The organism is Ferrovibrio sp., assembly GCF_046297595.1.
GTDB lineage: Bacteria > Pseudomonadota > Alphaproteobacteria > Ferrovibrionales > Ferrovibrionaceae > Ferrovibrio.
Genome location: NZ_JBKBHT010000002.1, coordinates 569,540 through 586,097 on the forward strand (window position 1 = coordinate 569,540; position 16,558 = coordinate 586,097).

Here is a 16,558-nt window from a genome sequence, read left to right on the forward strand (position 1 = left end):
TGGCCATGGGTCCGGAACCGGGCTGCGACGCCATCCCCCGCCGGCTGGCCGGGGCGGCGCGATTGTGTTAAAGAAGCGCGCCCTGTCAACCCGTAAATCCGGCTTTTTTCACAGCCGGTTGCCGATCTTCCGGACGATCCGCTCCATGACCGCTGCGCCCGACCAGAAAGCCCGCCCGTTTCGCGCCCGTCCCGCCGCCCGCGGCCTGGCCGGGACCGCCCGGGTCCCGGGCGACAAATCGATCTCGCACCGGGCGCTGATCTTCGGCGCCCTGTCCGTGGGCGAAACCCGGGTGACCGGCCTGCTGGAGGGCGAGGACGTGCTGCGCACCGCCGCCGCCATGCGGGCCATGGGCGCCGAGGTCGAGCGCCTGCAGGATGGCGACTGGCGGATCTGGGGCGTGGGCGTGGGCGGTTTGAGCGAGCCCGAAGACGTGCTCGACATGGGCAATGCCGGCACCGGTGCCCGCCTGGTGATGGGCCTAGTGGCCAGCCATGATTTCACCGCCGTGTTCACCGGCGACGCCTCCCTGCGTCGCCGCCCGATGGGGCGCGTGATCGAACCCTTAAGCCGCATCGGCGCGCGCTTCGAGGGCCGGCGCGGCGGTCGGCTGCCGCTCGCGGTGATCGGCACGGCGCATCCCCTGCCCATCGAATACGAACTGCCGGTGGCTTCGGCCCAGGTGAAATCCGCCGTGCTGCTGGCCGGTCTGAATGCCCCGGGCATCACCACGGTGATCGAGCCCGAGCCGACCCGCGACCATACCGAAAACCTGCTGCGCCATTTCGGCGCCACGGTAGATGTCGAGACGACCAAAACCGGCGGGCGGATCATCCGCCTCACCGGCCAGCCGGAATTCAAACCCTCCAGCATCCGCGTACCGGGCGATCCGTCCTCCGCTGCCTTCCCGATGGTGGCGGCCTGCATCGTTCCGGGTTCGGCCGTCACGCTGCAGAATGTCGGGCTCAATCCTTTGCGCATCGGCCTGTTCGACACGCTGCAGGACATGGGCGCCGATTTCACCATCACCCACCGTCGCGACGAAGGCGGCGAGGCGGTGGCCGATATCCTGGTGCGCCATGCGCCGCTGAAAGGCGTGACGGTGCCGCCCGAACGCGCCCCCAGCATGATCGACGAATACCCGATCCTGTTCGCCGCCGCGGCTTGCGCCGAGGGCGATACCGTGGTGCGCGGCGCCAAGGAACTGCGCGTGAAGGAAAGCGACCGTCTGGCCCTGATGGCGCGCGGCCTGAAAGCCTGTGGCGTCGATCTCGACGAATTCGAGGATGGCCTGGTGATACGCGGCAAAGGCAAACCGCCCGCCGGCGGCGCCAGCATCAGCACCGAACTCGATCACCGCATCGCCATGTCGTTCCTCGTGCTGGGCATGGCGGCGAAAGACGGCATCGAAATCGACGATGCCCGCGTGATGGATACCAGTTTCCCCGGTTTCATCCCGCTGATGCAGGGCCTGGGCGCCAGCCTGGAGCCGGTAGTTTAAACGCTCGCCGGATTTGTAATGCGGCGCTACAATCCTCGGCCAGAGGACAACGCCGCGTGAACCAGACCAGCAACGCCTTCGCCGCGCAGCCCCGCTTCGGCCGCAAATCCGGTCGCGCCCTGCCGCGTGGTCGTCAGGCCAATGACGCCGACCATGCCGATCTGCGTGCGCTGCTGCCCGAGGGCGATCTGCGGCGCGACCTGCTAGTGGAATACCTGCATCGTATCCAGGATGCCAAAGGTCATCTGCCCGCGAGCCTGCTTGTTGCCCTGGCCGAAGCTATGCGCCTGCCGATGGCCGAGATTTACGAGACAGCCACATTCTATGCCCATTTCGACGTGGTCGATGCCGGTGAAACACCGCCGCCTGCCGCCACCATCCGGGTCTGCGACTCTTTAAGCTGCGTCATGGCCGGTGCCGATGCGCTGGCCGCGCAGCTCGAGGGGCTGGGCGATGATGTACGGGTGATACGCGCACCCTGCATGGGACAATGCGACCGCGCGCCCTGCGCCACCTATGGCAAGAATGTTTTTGCGCCGGCCAGTGTCGAGGAGCTTTCAGCGGCGCATGAGCAGCGTGCGGTGCATCCGCTGTTGCCGCGCTATAAGACCTTGGCGGCCTATCATGCCGAAGGCGGCTATGGCGTGTTGGCGCAATGCCGCAGCGGTGCGTTCACGCGCGAGGCCTTGATCGCCGAGCTCGACAAAGCCGGTTTGCGCGGCATGGGCGGCGCTGGTTTTCCCACCGCGCGCAAATGGCAGGCCATGCTGCAGCAGCCCAAACCGCGCATCCTGGCGGTGAATGGCGACGAGGGCGAACCCGGCACGCTCAAGGATCGCTTCTTCCTGGAAACCGAACCGCATGGTTTCCTCGAAGGCATGCTGGTCGCCGCCTGGGCCATCGAAGCTGAGTCCGCCTATATCTACCTGCGCGACGAATATCCGGCATTGCATCACGTCATCCGCGCCGAGCTGCAGGCGCTGGAACAGGCTGGCCTGCTGCAAGGGCTGCAGGTGGAGTTGCGACGCGGCGCCGGCGCCTATATCTGCGGCGAGGAATCGGCGATGCTGGAAAGCATCGAGGGCAAACGCGGCCTGCCGCGCCAGAAGCCGCCCTATCCGGTGCAGTCTGGCCTGTTCGGCCGGCCGACGCTGATCAACAATGTCGAGACGCTCTACTGGGTGGCGGCGATTGCCGACAAGGGTGCCGACTGGTGGCTGTCGCATGGCCGCAACGGATCGAAAGGCCTGCGCAGCTATTCCGTCTCGGGTCGGGTGCGCCAGCCGGGCGTGAAGCTGGCGCCGGCCGGGCTCACGGCGCGCGAACTGATCGAGGACTATTGCGGCGGCATGGCGCCGGGCCACAGTTTCGCGGCCTATCTGCCCGGCGGCGCATCGGGCGGCATCCTGCCGGCCAGCATGGCCGACATCCCGCTCGATTTCGGCACGCTGGAGAAATACGGCTGCTTCATCGGCTCGGCCGCCGTGATCGTGCTGTCCGACCAGGACGACGTGAAGGCGGCGGCACTGAACCTGATGAAATTCTTCCGCCATGAATCCTGCGGCCAGTGCACACCCTGCCGCGTCGGCACCGAGAAGGCGGCCATGCTGATGGCGCAGCCGGTCTGGGACGAGCCGCTGCTGCGCGATCTGGCCCAGGTGATGCGCGACGCCTCGATCTGCGGCCTGGGACAAGCCGCGCCCAATCCGCTGCTCTCCGTGCTGGAGCGCTTCCGATGACCCGCTTCACGCTGGATGGCCGCGCGGTCGAGGCGCAGCCGGGCGAAAGCATCTGGCAGGTGGCCAAACGGCTGGGCACCGACATCCCGCATCTGTGCCACACGCCGCAGCCGGGCTATCGCGCCGACGGCAACTGCCGCGCCTGCATGGTCGAGATCGCGGGCGAACGCGTTCTGGCGCCGAGCTGCAAGCGTAAGCCGGTGGAAGGCATGCAGGTGACCAGCCAGAGCGTGCGGGCAAAGCGCGCCCGCGAACTGGTTTTTGAGTTGCTGGTGGCCGACCAGCCGCCGCGCGATGCGGCCCATGACGCGGATTCCAAATTCTGGCATTGGGCTGAAAAGCTCGATGTCACCGCCAGCCGATTCCCGGCCCGCGACCATGCGCCATCGCCGGATCGCAGCCATGTTGCCATGGCGGTGAATCTGGATGCCTGCATCCAGTGCAATCTCTGTGTGCGCGCCTGCCGCGAGGTGCAGGGCAACGATGTGATCGGCATGGCCTTCCGCGGCCATCATTCCGAGATCGTGTTCGATCTCAGGGATCCGATGGGCAACTCCACCTGCGTCGCCTGCGGCGAATGCGTGCAGGCCTGCCCCACCGGTGCGCTGCTGCCCGCCACATTGGTGGACGAGCATAACCATGGCGTGGCGAAGGCGACGGAAACAGTCGACAGCCTATGCCCCTTCTGCGGTGTGGGCTGCCAGCTCACCATGCATGTGAAGGATAATGCCATCCAGTATGTCAGCGGCCGTGACGGCCCGGCCAATCATGGCCGGCTCTGCGTCAAGGGCCGCTTCGGCATGGATTACGTGCGCCATCCGCATCGCCTGACCAAACCGCTGATCCGCCGCGACGACGCGCCAAAACACGGCGAAAGCATCGTCGATCCCGCCAATCCCTGGACGCATTTCCGCGAGGCGACCTGGGACGAGGCGCTGGAGCGCGCCGCCTCAGGTCTCGTGCAAATCCGCGACAGCCATGGTCCGCAGGCGCTGGCCGGTTTCGGTTCGGCCAAAGGGTCTAACGAGGAAGCTTATCTGTTCCAGAAACTGGTGCGCACCGGTTTCGGCACCAACAATGTCGATCACTGCACGCGGCTTTGCCATGCCTCGTCGGTGGCCGCCCTGATGGAGGGCATCGGCTCGGCCGCCGTTACCGCGCCGTTTGCCGCCGCCATGGATGCCGAGGTGATTGTGGTGATCGGCGCCAATCCCACGGTGAACCATCCCGTCGCCGCCACCTTCATCAAGAATGCCGTGCGGCAGAATGGTGCGAAGCTGGTGGTGATCGATCCGCGCGGCCAGGCGCTGTCGCGTTACGCTGCCTATAACCTGAAATTCAAGCCTGGTTCGGATGTCGCCCTGCTGAACGCGATGCTCAACGTGATCATCGCGGAAGGCTTGACCAACCCCGCCTATATCCAGCGCTTCGTTGACGGCTTTCCCGACCTGGAACAGGCGGTGCAAGACGCCGCGCCCGAAGCGATGGCGCCGCTCTGCGGCATCGCGCCTGAGGTGATCCGTTCAGTGGCTCGGTTGTATGCCACGTCGAAAGCCTCGCTGATCTTCTGGGGCATGGGTATCTCGCAGCATGTGCATGGCACCGACAACTCCCGTTGCCTGATCGCGCTCAGCCTCATCACCGGCCAAGTCGGCCGGCCCGGCACCGGCCTGCATCCCCTGCGTGGGCAGAACAATGTGCAGGGCGCATCCGATGCCGGCCTCATCCCCATGGTGTTGCCCGATTACCAGTCGGTGGAGGATGTCGCCAAGCGTCAGGCCTTTGAGGCCGTGTGGGGCACGTCCGTCGATTCCAAGCGCGGCCTCACCGTCGTTGAGATCATGAACGCGGCCCAGCGTGGCGATATCCGCGGCATGTATATCATGGGCGAAAACCCGGCCATGTCGGATCCCGATGTCGCCCATGCCCGCGCGGCGCTGGCCGGGCTGGATCACCTCGTGGTGCAGGATATCTTCCTCACCGAAACCGCTTTCCATGCCGATGTGGTGCTGCCGGCCTCGGCCTTCGCCGAGAAGGCCGGCAGCTTCACCAATACCGACCGCCGGGTGCAACTTGGCCGGGCCGCGCTCAAGCCGCCCGGCGAAGCCCGGCAGGACTGGGAACTGGTGCAGGCCATCGCGCAGCGCATGGGGCTGAACTGGCAGTATGCGCATCCGAAAGAGGTCTATGCCGAGATGGCATCCCTGATGCCCTCATTGGCCGGCATCAGCTGGGACCGCTTGGAATCGGAAGGCGCCGTCACCTATCCGCACGGCCACGAGATCATCTTCGGCGACGGCTTCCCCACGCAGGATGGCCGTGCGCGCATCGTGCCCACAAAAGTCTCGCCGCCGGCGGAACTGCCCGATGCGGATTATCCCATGGTACTCACCACCGGCCGCCTGCTGGAACACTGGCATACCGGCGCGATGACGCGGCGCGCGACACATCTCGACGCCCTGGAGCCCGAAGCCACCGCATCGCTGCATCCGCGCGATCTGGAAAAGCTGGGCGTGGCCGCCGGTGGGAGCATCCGTGTCTCCACCCGGCGCGGCAGCATCGAACTGAAGGCGCGCGCCGACCGCGACGTGGCCGAAGGACTGGTGTTTATCCCGTTTGCCTTCACGGAAGCCGCGGCCAATCTGCTGACCAATCCGCAGCTCGATCCCTTCGGCAAGATTCCGGAATTCAAGTTCTGCGCGGCTCGCGTGGAACCGGCGGCGGAAAGCGTCAGCGCGCCGGCTTGAGGATCAGGCCCAGCGCGGTGGCGACCAGCGCCAAAGCCGCGAATTCCGGCCAGCGCGGCTGTTCGCCCAGCATCCACATCGACGAGAACACGCCCACCACCGGAATCATCAGCGTGGACAGCCCGCTGATGCCGGCCGGCAGGATGCGCACCAGCGTGTTCCAGGCCCAGTAGCAGAACACGAAACAGATGGTGGCGTTGTAGATCACTGCGCCCCAGGCGATGCCGGAATAGGCGGTCCAGCGGTCGGCCTCCAGCACCGGCGCCATCAGGAAGATCGGTATGCCGCCCAGCACCATCTGCCAGCCCACGAAAGGCACGGCCGTCATCGGCACCAGCCACAGCTTGGTCAGCAGCGTGCCGATGGCCCAGCACACCGCAGCCGCCAGCACCAGGGCCACGCCCAGCGGCGCGGCCGCCATGGCCTGCCATTCGCCGCCCACCAGTACGATCAATCCGGTCAGGCCGATGCAAAGGCCTGCCAGTTTCCAGCCGGTCAGGCGTTCCTGCAGCCACACCACGCTCATCGGCACCAGCCACAGCGGCATGGTGAAGGCCAGGATCGTCGTGCGCCCGGCCGGCAGCATGGAGAGACCATAGAGCACAAAGATGTTCCAGCCCGCGATGTTGAACAGGCTGATGGCCGTCAGCTTCCACAGGTAACCGCGCGGGATGGCCAGCGGCATGCGCTTGGCAATGGCGATGGCAAACAGGCCGACGGCACCGCCCCCTAAGCAGAAGGCGCGGAAGGTGAAGACCGGGATCTCGTTCAGCGCCAGCTTCATGATCGGCCAGTTCACGCCCCAGAACAACGTCAGCAGCGCGAGCAGGCCGAGCGAATAGGCGGAAATGCCGTGATGCGGCAAACCCGTCCTTTTACTTTCAACCGACTCAGCCATCTTCAATCCAATCGATTGCCTATGCGGCGAATATCTTTTGACCAGTAAATATAAGTCGCGGTGCCGACGATGCTGCTTATCGGGGGAGTGCCGATGAAGCGGGTGCGGCTGTCAGCCGAATTAACGCGATTATCTCCGAGGACAAAGACTTCTCCTTCGGTAACTACAGCTGAGAAATCACTGAGACTGCTATGGGGCAAGGTGCAGACAGGGTAGTTGCGCTTGTCCGGCCAGATTTCACGGTAACGCGGGCCAGGCATATCTGCGCAGGAATCTGCGGATAGTTCCATGTCGTCTGTCGGCTCATGTCGAATCTGAATGTCATTGACCTTAACGAGGTTATCCTTGATCTGGATGCGATCTCCCGGCAGGCCGATCAGGCGTTGCACATAATCTCGACCATCTGCCGCTCGAAACACGATGATCTCGCCACGGCGCAGTTCATGCTGACCGGGTGGGGCCGTCCGCACCATGAAATAGTCGCCGCCGCGTAAGGTGGGCAGCATTGATAAGGTGGCAGTGTGGAATGTCTTAGTATTTGAGGTCCGGGGCAGAAGATTGCTCGCTAGATCGCCCAGGGCAACGATGGCGATTCCCAAGGGCAGAATTGCATACCAGCGTTGATAAGGACGAAGGTGTTGCTGTGGTTCGCGCCGGCACAGGTATGCTGCATCAGCGATCCCTGCAATCCAGAGCGGGATGACGTACAGCATCAGGACAAGCGCCAGCGGAATCTGCGGCAGATACAGCGCGAGAATAAGAGCGATGGCGCGCTTCCAGGCACCTGCATAGACCTGCCCGAGGCCGGGGGCGATAAGGGACAGCAATGCCGCCAGCCACCAATGCCGTCTGGAGGTCTTAATCGGGGCTGCGCTGGATGTGATGTCGGCCACAACCCTATGCCGGGTAGTTTATCTGCGTACCGACAATCTAGGGGGTTCGCACTGGGCCTGCTACAAGATTTCCAGCACCTTCTCCGGCGGGCGGCCCAGCACGGCGCGGCCCTTATGCACGAAAATCGGCCGCTCCAGCACTTCCGGATGCGCCGCGATGCCCCGGATCAGCGTCGCCTCATCGGCTGTCGCGTCGATACCGGCCTCGGCGGCTTCCTTTTTGCGCAGCACGGCGGCGGCCGGCAGTTTCAGCAATTCAAGCAGGGTCTTGAGCGTGGCCGCGTCGGGCGGTGTTTTCAGGTATTCCACGATCCGCGGTTCGATGCCGCTGGCCTGCAGGATGGCCAGCGCCTGCCGCGATTTGGAGCAGCGGGGGTTGTGATACAGCGTCGGTCCGGTCATGGCGGGCTCCGTGATCAGGGTGGGGCAGTGTCGTTATTCTGCCAAGAAGTTCCATGAAGATGGATACTTAGTCGCATCCGGGAAGAGTTGCAATTTGATGACCGGGGTATAAATAGGAAAGCCATGGCTGCCCATTGGACCCTGAACGACCTGCCCTGGGACCGGTTCGACCCCTCGAAGGTCGACCCGGAGCTGTTGCGCGCCGTGAAGGCCGCGGCCCTGGTCGAGCATAATGCCGACGATTACGTCACATATCTCTGCAACGTCTTCGCCGACGACCCGGAATTCTGCGCCGTGGTGCGGCAATGGGGCGTCGAGGAGGTGCAGCATGGCCAGGCGCTGGCCCGCTGGGCCCAGGTTGCCGACCCCAGTTTCGATCCGGCCCTGGCGCTGAAGCGTTTCACCGAGAATTACCGCCTGCCGCTGGAAGCCACGGCCTCCGTGCGCGGCAGCCGCAATGGCGAACTGGTGGCGCGCTGCGTCGTGGAATGCGGCACCTCCAGCTTCTACAGCGCGATCCGCGACGCCACCGATGAGCCGCTGCTGAAAACCATCGCCGCCAAGATCGCCGCCGACGAATTCCGGCATTTCAAGCTGTTCTACGATCACCTGCAGCGTTACCAGCGCAACCAGCCGCTGGGCAAACTCAGCCGCCTGCGCGTGGCGCTCGGCCGCATGCAGGAAGCCAGCGACGACGAACTGGCCATGGCCTATTGGTGCGGCAATGGCTGCCAGGGCGAATATGATCGCGCGAAGCAGAGCGCGGCCTATGAACTGCGCGCCAGCGCGGTCTATCGCTTCGGCCATATCCAGCGCGGCCTCGGCATGGCATTGAAGGCCTGCGACCTCGATCCCCAGGGTTGGTTCAGCCGCTGGTTCGGCGCCCTGGTCTGGCGCCTGCTGCAATGGCGCCAGCGTCGACTGGCCGTGATCGCCGCAGCCTAGCCCCTTTTCTTTCTGCCAGCCGATTTTTGCCCAGGACCGCAGTTGCTGTCTTGCGCATTCCGCCGGCCGGACTACCGTTGCTTGCATGGGGCAGGAAATACCGGGGGCTCATCGTCACATCACGCCGGTGGCCGAGGCGGATCTTGATCCGCAGTTGCAGTGGCTGGTGGCCTACTGGGCCGGCAAGCGCGCTGGCCGGCGCTATCCCTCGCGCGCCGATATCGACCCGCTGGAACTGAAATCGCTTCTGGGTCACATCCTGCTGGTCGATGTCGAGCGTCGGGATCATGGCACCCTGCCGCGTTTCCGGTATCGCCTGTTCGGCACCGAATTCGTCTTCTATCACGGCAAGGATCTGACCGGGCACTGGCTGGACGAGATTGCCAACCGGGAATTCCGCGACGAGCTGTTGGCGATCTATCGCAGCGTGGCCGAGCGGGGCAAGATGCGCACGCTGTCCTACGACTACATGGTCGAGAGCCAGCGGCACCGTTTCCAGGCCGTGCTGCTGCCCCTGTCGGGCGACGGGACACTTGTCGATATCGTGCTGGGGTGCGGCGTGCGCGTGGCGGTGATATAGGCCTGTTTTCAGGCCGCGCCGGCGTGGCTGTCGATCCAGTCGGCGGTCATGGCATTCACCTCATCCTCCTTCGGCTCGCCGAAGATGAAGTGGCTCAGCTCGGGTACCTCGCGGTATACCGCGCGGCCGGGATATTGCCGCGCCACGGCACGGCAGGTGGGGGCGGGCGTCACCTTGTCGTCGCTGCCGGCCAGAACCAGCATCGGGATCTGCACGCGATGCGCGCTGACATGGGTGGCCGCGCTCCAGTCCAGCCACCAGGTGAGCGTCTCGAACATCGCGCGGCCCGATTCCGGCACCAGGCGGTTGAAGATGTCCCGCCGCAGGGCCGGCGGGATGCGGTCCATCGAATACTGTTCGGCCAGTTCGTAATTCGGCGGGATGCCCTTGCTGCGCAGGTTGCCGGTCTTCAGCAGCAGGCCGATGGCGCCGCCCAGTTCTGTCATGCTGTGCGGCAGCGTGCCCCAGGCCGCCACGGGCGCCAGCAGGACGGCGGCCCGCGTCAGGTTGCGCGCGGCCAGCTGCTGCGTCAGCAGGCCGCCCAGCGAGTGGCCCACCAGCACCGGCGGCCGGCCGCCATCCCGCATCAACCGTTCAATCTCGGCTTCCAGGAAACGCCGGTAATCCTCCACGCCCTGGCGATGCAGGTCGGGATGCGGCGGCTGGCCCGCATATTCGCTGCCGTGGAATGGCAGGTCGGGTGCATGTGTCTTCCAGCCGCGACGATTGAGTTCGGCGCGCAGCTTCTCGAACACCCATCCGCCGGTGAAAGCGCCATGGACCAGCAGGATGTCACCCTTGCTCATGGCGTCTCCTTGTCTCAGCTGCGGACGCGGTCGGCGAACTCGGCGACGATCAGTTCATAGATCGGCCGCTTGAACGGTACGATCAGCTCGGGCAGCTGCCGGAAGGGCAGCCAGCGCCATTCCTTGAATTCGGGATGCGTCGTTTCGATGTTGATGTCGGAATCGCGGCCCTTGAAACGCGCGAGATACCATTTCTGCCGCTGGCCGCGATAACGGCCGCCCCAGACTTTGTCGGCCAGGTCGGCGGGCAGATCGTAGGACAGCCAGCCGCGGCTCTCGGCGACCACCTCGGCCAGCTTTTTCGGTACGCCGATTTCTTCTTCCATCTCGCGCAAAGCGGCCTGCAGCGGGTCTTCACCCGGATCGATGCCGCCCTGCGGCATCTGCCAGGCCTCTGCCGTCTGGTCGATGCGCTGGCCGACGAAAACCAGGTCGTCGCGGTTGAGCAGTGCGATCCCCACGCCTTCGCGATAGGGGCGCGCATCGGCGGCAGCACTCATGGCAACACTCACTCCGGGGTCTGGCGGTTGGCGATGGCCGATACGGGGGCGAGCGCGATGCCCTTGGCATCCAGCTTGCCGGCCCAGTTCAGCAGCCGGTCGAGCGTAACAGGATAGGGCAGAGCCCCGCCAACCGCGACGCCGCCCGCGCGCGCGGTGCGTTCCAGCTCGTCCAGGCGCGCGTCGATAGTCTGGGCATTGGGCTGCGCATCGATCTGGCGGTTGACGAAAGCATAGACGCCGCCGGCCTCCCGCATGACGCGGGCCGCCACACTGCGCGGCGCCACGCGCGTATCGACGAACATCAGGCCGCGCTCCTTCAGCTTCACCGCGATGTCGCGCATATGCTCGGGCGAGGAGGTGTATTTGCCGCCCATCAGGTTGGTGAAACCGATATAGCCGCTGGCGCGCGTCAGTACCCAGTCCAGCCGGCGCACATTCTCCTGGTCGCTCAAGGAGGTCAGCAGCGTATAGGGGCCGGGATCGCTGGTCGGATAGTCGAACGGCTCCATCGGCATGCCGAGCAGGACTTCATGGCCGGCGCTGCGGGCGCGTTCGATCTGTACCGCCAGATCGGGCGCATAAGGGTTGAAGGAAAAGGTGATCGCCGGCGGCAGCCGTTCGGCGGCCAGCGCAGTGAGCTGCGCATTCAGGCCCATATCCTGCAGCACGATGGCCAGGCGCGGGCGTGTCGGCGGTTCGTCGAAGGGACGCGCGTAGGCGCTCCAGGGCTGGCGGCCATCGGCGCCGATCTTCGGCACCAGGCCGCGCGGCGTGGCTTCGCTCAGGGTTGGATCCGGTGCGATCAGCAGGCCGCTGGGCAGCCGGCCGACGGCTGGCGGTGCGGCGGCCTTGTCGGCCTTCTGGTCCGGCGCGAGCCTGGCTTCCGGCGGCAGGGTCAGGCGGGCGACGCCGATGATGACTTCCGAACCGGGCAGCGATGTCAGGCTTTCGCCCGTGGTCACCAGCCAGCCGCCGACGCCGGCAAGCGTGAGCAGTACGGCCGTCCATGCGGTCAGCAGCAGGCGGCGGTTCACCGTGCCGAAGTCGCCGCGCAAGAAGGGCGGCCACAGGATCAGCCCGATGATGCGGAACAGGGCCGCCAGCTTGTGCTTGAATCCCTTGCGGCGCGGCGGGGGGGGCGTGTCGTCGTCGGCACGCGTGATGGTTTGGATCAGATCGGCATCCTGCCCGTCGGCATCGTGCAGGACATGCATCTCATCCGGACCGTTCATGTCGACAGCATGCCGTTTCCGCCTGCCAAAGCGGCCAAGCAGGCGCTTCAGCAGGCCCTGCTTGGCGGCAGGGCCCGGCATTGCCCGATCCTCAGGATCGGCATGCAGGTCGGATTGATCGGCCATCGGGTCAGCCTTCTGCTGATCTGTGGCGCCCGCCGCTCACTTGCGGGCAGACGGTTTCGGCGGCGCGCGCAGCACTTCGATGGCGGCCTGCAGTACCAGGTCCGGGCCGTCCTGGCCCGGCGTCTGCACCTGGGCCGGTGCTGGCACCTTGTTGGCGTCGGGCTGCTTGGTGTCTTCCTCAGTCTGGCGCGTATCGGTGATCTCGCGGCGTGCCTTCAGTGCGGCGGCGATCTGGCGGTCGCGCTCGTTCCAGGCCTCGACATCGGGCACGATGCCCACCTTGTCGATGCTGCGGCCCGACGGCGTGAAATAGCCTGCGGTGGTCAGCTTCATGCCGCCGAACTCGCCCAGCGGAATCATGGTTTGCACCAGGCCCTTGCCGAAGGTGGTGTTGCCCACCAGCACGGCGCGGTGATGGTCCTGCAGGGCGCCGGCGACGATCTCAGACGCCGAGGCCGAACCGCCATTGATCAGCACCGCCATCGGCTTGCTGTCGGCGACGTCGCCACGCTTTGCGTTGTAGCGCTGGCCCTCGTCGGCACTGGCGCGCAGGGCGCGGGTCGAGACGATCTCGCCCTGGTTCAGGAAGGTATCCGACACCGCGATGGCCTGGTCCAGCAGGCCGCCCGGATTGTCGCGCAGGTCGACGATGTAGCCTTTCAGCTCCGGCCCCATCTCGGCCTTCAGCTTGTCGATGGCGGCCACCAGGTCCTGCGTGGTGTGCTCGTTGAACGACGAGATGCGCAGGTAGGCGAATTCGCCCTCGCGGCGCGACCGCACGACGCGGGTCTTGATCACCGCGCGGGTGATCTTCACGTCGAATGACTTGGCCGCGCTGTCGGTGCCGCGACGGATGGTCAGCACGATGTTGGTGTTGGGCGCACCGCGCATCTTCTCGATGGATTCCTGCAGCGACTTGCCCATCACCGGATCGCCATCCAGATGGGTGATCAGGTCGCCCGGCAGCAGGCCGGCCTTCTGCGCCGGCGTGTCGTCGATCGGCGACACCACCTTGATCAGGCCGTTCTCCTGGGTCACTTCGATGCCAAGGCCGCCGAATTCGCCACGCGTCTGCACGCGGGCTTCCTGGAAATTGCGCGGCGGCAGGTAGACCGAATAGGGGTCGAGCGAGGCAAGCATGCCGTTGATGGCCGCCTCCATCAGCTCGTCGTCCTTGGTCTCCTTGTAATAGTCGTTGCGCACCCGCTCGAAGATTTCGCCGAACAGGTTGAGCTGGCGATAGGTTTCATTGGCCTGCAGGCCGCCCACCTTGCTAGGGGCGGCGAATAGCGCGACCGACCCCATCAATGCGAAGGCACAGACACCGCCGAGGAGGAAATTGCGCATCAGCCGCTCACCTTTCTGTCGCCCGAGGCCAGCCAGGGCAATGGATTGACCGTTTCGCCCTTGCGCCTCAGTTCGAGATATAGGACGGGTTTTTCGCCCGGGGAGTTGCCCATCAGGCCAACCGGCTCGCCGGCGAGAACCCACTGGCCGACACTGCGGTCGATCCGTCCAAATCCCGCCAATAGACTATGGTATCCACCGCCATGGGCGATAATCAAGAGTTGCCCATAGCCGCGGAAAGGTCCGGCGAACATCACTTTGCCGTCAGCCGGCGCGATCACCTGGGCGCCGGAACGGGCCTCAATGCGGATTCCGCGCAACGGCACGCCGTTTTCATCCGATTGGCCGAACCGGCCGACCACCCGGCCGCGGGCCGGCAGGGCGGCAGAGCCTTCCAGGGCCGCATAGGCCTCCGGCGGGTCCCGGTCGCCGCTTTTCGGCGCCGTACCGCGGCTTCGCGCCTCGGCGGCGCGGCGTTCGGCTTCGCGGCGTTCCTGTTCCAGCAGGCGGTCCACCAGGGCGCGCAGATCCTTGGCCTGGGCGGCCAACTGGCTTGATTTCTCGCGCTCGGAATCGCGCTGTTCCGCGGTTTCCTGGGCGGCGGCGGCCGTTTCGGCCTGCAGAAACTCCAGATCGCGCCGTTCACGGTCCAACTGCTCGATGGCCTTGCCCAGCCGTTCCTGCTCGGCAGCCACGCCCTGGCGCAGCTTGCCCAGACGGGTCAGTTCGTCCTTCAGGCGGGCGGCGCGCTGCTCGATTTCCGGTACCAGGGCGGCCATCAGCTGGCTGGCGCGCACCATGTCCAGCGCCGAACCTGGCGCCAGCACCATGGCTTCCGGTGGCTGGCGGCTTAAGTGCGCCAGGCTGGCCAGCGTCTCGGCCAGTTCGCCGCGTCGGGCGTCCAGGGCCTGGCCGGCGGCCTTCTCATCGGCGATCAGGCGGGCCAGCTTGTCCTCGCTCTGCGACACCAGGTCTTCCTGGGCCTGCAGCTTTCTGGCTGCAATCACCAGTTTCCTTTGCAGCTCGCGCTGCTTCTGCGCCAGTTTGGCGGCTTCCTGGCCCAGGGCACGCTCGCGCTGGCGGCTTTCCTCCAGCCGTTTCTGCACGTCCTGCAACTGCTGCTGCGGCGCCTGGCCCTGCGCAAGGCTGCTGCCCGCCGCCAGCAGCGTCAGCAAGGCGAGCGACGGAACGGTTCTACGCAAGGCGGCGGGCGGTATTCTGGTTGGCGGCCGCACCCGGCTTGGCCAGGCAATGGCCGGTCATCTCGGCCGGCTGCGGCAGGCCAAGGAAATGCAGCAGGGTCGGCGCGATATCGCACAGGCGGCCGTCGCTTAAGACATAAGAATCCGTGCGCGCACCGCCGGTGAGCAGCAGCGGCACGGGATTGGTGGTGTGCTGCGTGTGGGCTTGGCCGCTGCTGCGGTCCAGCATCTCTTCCAGGTTGCCATGGTCGGCGGTGATCAGCAGCACGCCATCCATCTGTTTCACGGCCTGCTCGACGCGACCGACACAGGCATCCACGGTCTCGGCGGCCTTGATCGCCGCCGGCATCGAACCGGTATGGCCCACCATGTCGGGATTGGCATAGTTCACGATGATCAGGTCGTATTTGCCCGAGGTGATCGCCGCCGTGAGCTTGTCGGTCACTTCCGGCGCCGACATTTCCGGCTGCAGGTCGTAGGTCTTCACCTTCGGCGACGGCACCAGGATGCGGTCCTCGCCCGGAAATGGCTGCTCTTCGCCGCCATTCATGAAGAAAGTGACGTGGGCGTATTTCTCGGTCTCGGCGATGCGCAGCTGCGTCTTGCCGGCCTTGGCCAGTACTTCGCCCAGGGTCAGCGGATAGCGCACCGGCGGAAAGGCAGTGGCGAGGAATTCGTTGAGCTGGGCCGAATATTCGGTCACGCCCACCGCGCCGGCAAACTGCGCCACGCGATTGCGCTTGAATCCGTCGAAATGCGGGTCGAGCAAGGCCGTGAGGATTTCACGCGCGCGGTCGGCGCGGAAATTCGCCATCAGCACGCCATCGCCGTCCTTCATGCCGCCATAGCCGGCAATGGCGGTGGGCGTGATGAATTCATCGGTCTCGTCGGCGGCATAGCCCTGTTCGATGGCGGCCTCGGCGCTGGCTGCCGTCTTGCCCCTGGCATCCACCAGCGCGTCATAGGCCTGGGCTACGCGTTCCCAGCGCTTGTCGCGATCCATCGCATAGAAGCGCCCGGAAACGGTGGCAAACGAGATGCCGTCGGTGTCTGCGATCTGCTGGCGCACCTGGGCCAGGAAACCCAGTGCACTTTTCGGCGGCGTGTCGCGGCCATCGGCGAACATGTGGATACGTACCTTCACGCCAGCGGAGGCAACGATCTTCGCCAGCGCCGCCATGTGGTCCTGATGCGAATGCACGCCGCCATCCGACAGCAGGCCCAGCAGGTGCAGGGCGCCGCCGCTTTTTTTCAGCCTGTCGATCAGGCCGGTGACGGCCGGGTTGCTCGCCAGGCTGCCATCGGCCACGGCATTGTCGAGGCGGCCGAGATCGGGCACGGCAATGCGGCCGGCGCCGATATTCATGTGGCCCACTTCCGAATTGCCCATCTGCCCGTCCGGCAGGCCCACATCGCGGCCCGAAGTGCCCATGCGGGCGAACGGGCGGGTTTCCAGCAGCCGGCGGTAATTGGGCAGCCGGGCCTGGGCCAGGGCATTGTCGGTCGGGTCCTCGCGCAGACCCCAGCCGTCCAGGATGCACAAAACGACAGGTTTCTTGGCTTCGGCGGTCTCGGTCATGGCTCAGACAAGGCGTTTGGCGGAAAAACGGTGAGAATTCGGGCCTTACATAGCGCAA

At 65.6% G+C, this 16,558-nt stretch carries 14 protein-coding genes; 5 read left to right on the top strand and 9 right to left on the bottom strand.

Annotated features, from left to right (window positions below):
- Nucleotides 1–145 precede the first annotated feature (145 nt).
- From aroA to fdhF, 3 genes are read left to right on the top strand one after another with little or no spacing between them, the layout of a single operon-like run.
- Nucleotides 146–1,501, top strand: coding sequence for a 3-phosphoshikimate 1-carboxyvinyltransferase (aroA, locus tag ACK4FJ_RS08600; protein ID WP_409765442.1), 1,356 nt, complete (start codon nucleotides 146–148; stop codon nucleotides 1,499–1,501).
- Nucleotides 1,502–1,557: 56 nt separating this feature from the next.
- Nucleotides 1,558–3,240: an NADH-ubiquinone oxidoreductase-F iron-sulfur binding region domain-containing protein gene (locus ACK4FJ_RS08605; RefSeq protein ID WP_409765443.1), complete on the top strand. Its 1,683-nt coding sequence runs from the start codon at nucleotides 1,558–1,560 to the stop codon at nucleotides 3,238–3,240.
- The gene (gene fdhF / locus ACK4FJ_RS08610; RefSeq protein WP_409765444.1) at nucleotides 3,237–5,987 is read left to right on the top strand and encodes a formate dehydrogenase subunit alpha; all 2,751 of its coding nucleotides are present in this window, start codon (nucleotides 3,237–3,239) and stop codon (nucleotides 5,985–5,987) included. Before ACK4FJ_RS08605 ends, fdhF begins: the two co-directional genes overlap by 4 nt.
- Here fdhF and ACK4FJ_RS08615 read toward each other — a convergent pair.
- The 3 genes from ACK4FJ_RS08615 to arsC are packed head-to-tail and all read right to left on the bottom strand — an operon-like array spanning nucleotide 5,971 to nucleotide 8,180.
- Nucleotides 5,971–6,885: a DMT family transporter gene (locus ACK4FJ_RS08615; RefSeq protein ID WP_409765445.1), complete on the bottom strand. Its 915-nt coding sequence runs from the start codon at nucleotides 6,883–6,885 to the stop codon at nucleotides 5,971–5,973. The two genes, fdhF and ACK4FJ_RS08615, sit on opposite strands and share 17 nt — an antisense overlap.
- A 2-nt stretch (nucleotides 6,886–6,887) precedes the next feature.
- Nucleotides 6,888–7,778: a signal peptidase I gene (gene lepB, locus ACK4FJ_RS08620; RefSeq protein WP_409765446.1), complete on the bottom strand. Its 891-nt coding sequence runs from the start codon at nucleotides 7,776–7,778 to the stop codon at nucleotides 6,888–6,890.
- 60 nt (nucleotides 7,779–7,838) lie between these two features.
- Nucleotides 7,839–8,180 (bottom strand): arsenate reductase (glutaredoxin), encoded by a 342-nt coding sequence (arsC, locus tag ACK4FJ_RS08625; RefSeq protein ID WP_409765447.1) that lies wholly within the window; start codon nucleotides 8,178–8,180, stop codon nucleotides 7,839–7,841.
- Between the two features lie 123 nt (nucleotides 8,181–8,303).
- Between arsC and ACK4FJ_RS08630 the strand changes: the two genes are divergently transcribed.
- Both ACK4FJ_RS08630 and ACK4FJ_RS08635 read left to right on the top strand, forming a co-directional pair.
- The gene (locus ACK4FJ_RS08630; protein ID WP_409765448.1) at nucleotides 8,304–9,125 is read left to right on the top strand and encodes a ferritin-like domain-containing protein; all 822 of its coding nucleotides are present in this window, start codon (nucleotides 8,304–8,306) and stop codon (nucleotides 9,123–9,125) included.
- 85 nt (nucleotides 9,126–9,210) lie between these two features.
- Complete coding sequence (locus tag ACK4FJ_RS08635) at nucleotides 9,211–9,705, top strand: PAS domain-containing protein (protein ID WP_409765449.1); 495 nt, start codon at nucleotides 9,211–9,213, stop codon at nucleotides 9,703–9,705.
- 8 nt (nucleotides 9,706–9,713) lie between these two features.
- On the opposite strand, the gene ACK4FJ_RS08640 is transcribed toward ACK4FJ_RS08635, so the two are convergent.
- Genes ACK4FJ_RS08640 through gpmI form a run of 6 tightly spaced genes read right to left on the bottom strand, consistent with a single transcriptional unit; the run spans nucleotide 9,714 to nucleotide 16,500 of the window.
- Entirely contained in the window at nucleotides 9,714–10,511 is a 798-nt protein-coding gene (locus ACK4FJ_RS08640) for an alpha/beta hydrolase (protein WP_409765450.1), read from the bottom strand.
- Nucleotides 10,512–10,525: 14 nt separating this feature from the next.
- Nucleotides 10,526–11,011 (bottom strand): RNA pyrophosphohydrolase, encoded by a 486-nt coding sequence (locus tag ACK4FJ_RS08645; protein WP_409765451.1) that lies wholly within the window; start codon nucleotides 11,009–11,011, stop codon nucleotides 10,526–10,528.
- 8 nt (nucleotides 11,012–11,019) lie between these two features.
- Nucleotides 11,020–12,372, bottom strand: a complete 1,353-nt coding sequence (locus ACK4FJ_RS08650; RefSeq protein WP_409765452.1) for a divergent polysaccharide deacetylase family protein — start codon at nucleotides 12,370–12,372, stop codon at nucleotides 11,020–11,022.
- Nucleotides 12,373–12,408: 36 nt separating this feature from the next.
- The gene (locus ACK4FJ_RS08655; RefSeq protein WP_409765453.1) at nucleotides 12,409–13,719 is read right to left on the bottom strand and encodes a S41 family peptidase; all 1,311 of its coding nucleotides are present in this window, start codon (nucleotides 13,717–13,719) and stop codon (nucleotides 12,409–12,411) included.
- Nucleotides 13,719–14,921: a murein hydrolase activator EnvC family protein gene (locus tag ACK4FJ_RS08660; protein WP_409765454.1), complete on the bottom strand. Its 1,203-nt coding sequence runs from the start codon at nucleotides 14,919–14,921 to the stop codon at nucleotides 13,719–13,721. The genes ACK4FJ_RS08655 and ACK4FJ_RS08660 overlap by 1 nt, the downstream gene beginning before the upstream one ends.
- Entirely contained in the window at nucleotides 14,914–16,500 is a 1,587-nt protein-coding gene (gene gpmI, locus ACK4FJ_RS08665) for a 2,3-bisphosphoglycerate-independent phosphoglycerate mutase (protein ID WP_409765455.1), read from the bottom strand. The genes ACK4FJ_RS08660 and gpmI overlap by 8 nt, the downstream gene beginning before the upstream one ends.
- Between the last annotated feature and the right edge of the window lie 58 nt (nucleotides 16,501–16,558).

Coding starts and splice junctions, on each gene's coding strand:
- aroA (WP_409765442.1), top strand. CDS start 146: ATGACCGCTGCGCCCGACCAGAAAGCCCGCCCGTTTCGCGCCCGTCCC.
- fdhF (WP_409765444.1), top strand. CDS start 3,237: ATGACCCGCTTCACGCTGGATGGCCGCGCGGTCGAGGCGCAGCCGGGC.
- ACK4FJ_RS08615 (WP_409765445.1), bottom strand. CDS start 6,885: ATGGCTGAGTCGGTTGAAAGTAAAAGGACGGGTTTGCCGCATCACGGC.
- arsC (WP_409765447.1), bottom strand. CDS start 8,180: ATGACCGGACCGACGCTGTATCACAACCCCCGCTGCTCCAAATCGCGG.
- ACK4FJ_RS08630 (WP_409765448.1), top strand. CDS start 8,304: ATGGCTGCCCATTGGACCCTGAACGACCTGCCCTGGGACCGGTTCGAC.
- ACK4FJ_RS08635 (WP_409765449.1), top strand. CDS start 9,211: ATGGGGCAGGAAATACCGGGGGCTCATCGTCACATCACGCCGGTGGCC.
- ACK4FJ_RS08640 (WP_409765450.1), bottom strand. CDS start 10,511: ATGAGCAAGGGTGACATCCTGCTGGTCCATGGCGCTTTCACCGGCGGA.
- ACK4FJ_RS08645 (WP_409765451.1), bottom strand. CDS start 11,011: ATGAGTGCTGCCGCCGATGCGCGCCCCTATCGCGAAGGCGTGGGGATC.
- ACK4FJ_RS08650 (WP_409765452.1), bottom strand. CDS start 12,372: ATGGCCGATCAATCCGACCTGCATGCCGATCCTGAGGATCGGGCAATG.
- ACK4FJ_RS08655 (WP_409765453.1), bottom strand. CDS start 13,719: ATGCGCAATTTCCTCCTCGGCGGTGTCTGTGCCTTCGCATTGATGGGG.
- gpmI (WP_409765455.1), bottom strand. CDS start 16,500: ATGACCGAGACCGCCGAAGCCAAGAAACCTGTCGTTTTGTGCATCCTG.